Annotated in this window: 1 protein-coding gene; it reads right to left on the bottom strand. The window is 73.0% G+C overall.

Going from position 1 to position 4,087, the window contains the following annotated elements; all coding sequences use genetic code 11:
* Positions 1–4,087, bottom strand: a 4,087-nt coding sequence (locus tag ACFYWY_RS38045; protein ID WP_389196061.1) for an SDR family NAD(P)-dependent oxidoreductase, incomplete at both ends; no start/stop codon positions are given.

Here is a 4,087-nt window from a genome sequence, read left to right on the forward strand (position 1 = left end):
CGTCCCTGCCCTCCATGACCAGTTGCCACAGATCCTCCGGCGAGGACACCCCGCCCGGGTACCGGCACGCCATGCCGACGATCGCGATCGGCTCGTCCGCCCGGGCGGCGGTACGGACCGCGGGGGTCGCGGAAGCGGGCCCGGCGTCGGTGACGCGGGTGATGAGGTGGTCGGCCAAGGCCTGGGGCGACGGGTGGTCGAAGACGACCGTGGCGGGCAGCCGCAGTCCGGTGGTCGCGTTGAGCCTGTTGCGCAGCTCCACACCGGCGAGCGAGTCGAGTCCGATTTCGTTGAACGCCCGCCGCAGGTCGAGGGTGGTGCCGTCGGCGTGGCCGAGGACGGCAGCCACGGTGCCGCGCACCAGGTCCCGCACGGAGTCGAGCCGCTGGTCGTCGGGGAGCTCGGCGGTCTGCCGCGCCCAGTCGGAGCCGCCGGCCTGCGCGGTCCGCGCGGCAGCACGGCGCGGCCGGGCCCGGCCGAGCCCGCGCAGCAGAGCCGGCGGCTCATCGGCGAGAGCTCGCAGGGCCGGGAGGTCCAGCGCCACGGGCACGCGCAGCGCCGGCCCGTCGTCGAGCGCCGCGTCGAACAGTGAGAGCCCCTGCTCCGGGGTGAGCGGCCGGATGCCGATCCGGCTCCAGCGGGCGAGGTCGGCTTCGCCGAGGCTGCCGCCCATCCCGCGCGTGCTGTCCCACAGTCCCCAGGCGAGGGAGACGCCCGCCAGACCCTGGGTCCGGCGATGTGCGGCCAAGGCATCCAGGTAGGCGTTCGCTGCCGCGTAGTTGCCCTGGCCTGCCGTGCCGAGCAGGCCCGAGACCGACGAGAACATGACGAAGGCGGTGAGGTTCATGTCGCGGGTCAGGTCGTGCAGATGCCAGGCGGCGTCGACCTTGGGCCGCAGTACGGCGTCGAGTCGTTCGGGTGTGAGGCCTTCGATGGTGGTGTCGTCGAGGATGCCCGCGGTGTGGATCACGGCGGTCAGTGGATGCTCGGGTGAGAAGCCGCTCAGCAGTTGGGCGAGTGAGTTCCGGTCCGCCACGTCGCACGCGGCGAGCGACACCTCGGCTCCCAGTCCGGTCAGTTCTGCGACGAGGTCGTCGGCGCCCGGCGCGTCGGGACCGCGGCGGCTCACCAGCAGCAGCCGCCGCACCCCGTGCGACACCACCAGATACCGGGCGAAGAGGGCGCCGAGGCCACCGGTCCCACCGGTGACCAGTACGGTGCCGTCCGTGTCGGCCGCGAGCTCGACCGGTGCGTGGCTACGGGCCGCGCGCACCAGCCTCGGTGCCTTCAGCACACCGTCGCGTACGACGAGCTGGGGCTCACCGCAGCCCAGCGCGGCAGACAACAGCCGTTCGCCCTCGGGACCGTCCACGTCCACGAGGACCAGACGGCCGGGGTGCTCGGACTGCGCCGCCCGCACCAGACCCCACACCGTGGCGGTGGCCGGTGACACGACGGATTCGCCGGGAGCGGCCGCGACGGCGCTCCGGGTGACGACCAGCAGCCGTGCCTCGCCGTGGCGTTCGTCCGCAAGGAACCGCTGCACCAGGCGCAGCGCGCCGGTCGCAGCCTCGTGTGCGGCGTCCACCTCGTCGCCGTCCGGCCGAGAAGGACCGAACTGTTCGGCACGTACGACGAACGCGTCCACGCCAGACTCGTCCGGCAGTTCGCCGTCAACGACCTCGGCCAGCCGGACGCTGCCCGCGTCGGTCGCCGGGACAGCCGTCCAGTCCACCTCGTACAGGGAGTCGAGATGTCCGCCGGCGGCCGGGGTCAGCCGGTCACGGGCGACCGGCCGCAGGGCCAGAGCGTCCACGGTCAACACAGCTGCGCCGGCCGTGTCGGCGGCCGCGAGCGAGAAGGTGTCCGGCCCGGTGGGCGAGATGCGGACCCGCAAGGCGGAGGCCCCGGTGGCATGGAGGACCGTGTCGGTCCAGGCGAACGGCAACCGGATCGAAGTGGCCGTATCACTCCTCGCAGCGTCGGCAGCGAGCAGCACCAGAGGGTGCAGCACGGCGTCGAGGAGTGCGGGGTGGACCCCGAAGCGGCCGGCGTCCTTGCCGTGATCGGCCGGAAGGGACACCTCCGCGTAGAGGTCGTCGCCGGCGTGCCAGAGGGCGGTCAGCCCCTGGAAGGCGGGTCCGTACTGGTATCCGAGGCCGGCGAGACGGGCGTAGACGCTGTCGAGGTCACCGTTGTCGCCCCCGTCGAGCCGTTCGGCCGTGGCACCGGCCGGCGGCCACTGTCGCAGCTCCTCGCCGGCCGGGGAACCGGCGCCGCCGAGGACGCCGGAGGCGTGGCGGGTCCAGGGCTTCGGGTCGTCGGCGGCACTGTCCTCGCGGGCGTGGATGCCGAAGGCCCGGACGCCGGACGCGTCGGGGGCGCCCACGGTGACCTGGACCCGGACCGCGCCGTGTTCGGGCAGCACCAGCGGCGCTTCGAGGGTGAGTTCGCCGACGCGGTCGGCGCCGAGGTGTGCCCCGGCTGTCAGAGCCAGTTCGAGGAAAGCGGTGGCGGGCACGAGGACGGTGCCGTCGATGGCGTGGTCGGCCAGCCACGGGTGCGTGCCGGTGCCGAGCCGGCCCGTGAACAGCAGGTCCTCGCGGTCGGCCAGCTCCACGGTCGTCGACAGCAGCGGGTGCCCGGCGGGATCGAGACCGAGCCCTCGGGCGTCGGTACGGGTATCCGGAACGAGCCAGTAGTGCTCGCGCTGGAAGGCGTACGTGGGCAGGTCGATGCGATGGGCGCCGGGGAAGAAGGAAGCGGCGTCCAGGGGAGAGCCGTTGGCATGGGCGGCGGCGAGGCCGGCGAGAAAAGTTTCGCCTTCCGGTCGGCCGGCCCGCATCAGCGGTACGGCGGCTGGGGCGCGATCGCCGAGAGCGGTGGTGACGAGAGACGTCAGCACCGCGTCCGGCCCGACCTCCACGAAGACCGTGGCTCCCTGCTGTTCCAGGCTGCGTACCGCGTCGGCGAAACGGACCGCGGCACGTATCTGCCCGACCCAGTACTCAGGCGAAGCGAGGTCGGCGGGACGGGCCGGCTCGCCAGTGACGGTGGAGACGATCGGAATGGTGGGGGAGCTGAAGGTGAGGCTCTTTGCGACCGTACGGAACTCGTCGAGGACATCGTCCATGTGCGGCGAGTGGAAGGCATGGCTGACCTTGAGGCGGCGGGTTCTGCGGCCAAGTGAACGCCATCGGTCGGCGACCTCCTCGGCGGCGTCCTCATCACCGGAGATCACCACGGAGGCGAGGCCGTTGACCGCGGCGACGGCAAGCCGGTCCGGGTACTGCGCCAGATCAGCGGCGAGATCTGCCTCCTCGGCCTCGATCGCGATCATCGCCCCGCCCGCGCGCGCCGACTCCATCAGCCGGCCTCGGGCGGCCACCAGCCTGGCCGCGTCCGGGAGCGAGAGCACCCCGGCGACATGCGCGGCGGCAAGCTCACCGATCGAGTGCCCGGCGAGCAGGTCGGGGACGAGCCCGTGGTGCGTCAGCAGCCGGAACAGCGCGACTTCGACGGCGAACAGCGCGGGCTGGGTGTACGCGGTCCGGTGCAGCGCAGCCCCGTCGGCCGCGTCGTCGGCGGCGAACATCACCTCGCGCAGCGGCCGATCGAGGTGGGGGTCAAGCGCCGCGCACACCTCGTCGAGGGCGGCCGCGAACACTGGGTGGGACGCGTACAGTTCGCGGCCCATACCGGCGCGCTGTGCCCCTTGTCCGGTGAACAGGAACGCCGTGCGGCCCGCGCCCGCCGCGCTGCCCGTCACCAGGCTCGGCGCCCCGGCACCAGCCACCAGAGCGTCGAGGCCGGCCAGGAAGGTGTCGGTCGTGGTACCGACGACCACCGCCCGGCTGTCGAGGGCCGAACGGGTTGTGGCCAGCGAGAAGCCGACATCCGCGGGGTGGGCGCCGGTCTCCGCCACGAAGTCCCGCACCCGGGCGGCCTGGGCGCGCAGGGCGGTCTCGTCCTGGGCGCTGATCAGCCAGGGTGCGGGGGTGGTGAGGTCCTTGGTGGGTGTGGGGGGGTGGGGTTCGGTGGCTTGTTCGATGATGATGTGGGCGTTGGTGCCGCTGATGCCGAAGGA

The organism is Streptomyces sp. NPDC002870, from assembly GCF_042888505.1.
Classification (GTDB): Bacteria; Actinomycetota; Actinomycetes; order Streptomycetales; family Streptomycetaceae; genus Streptomyces.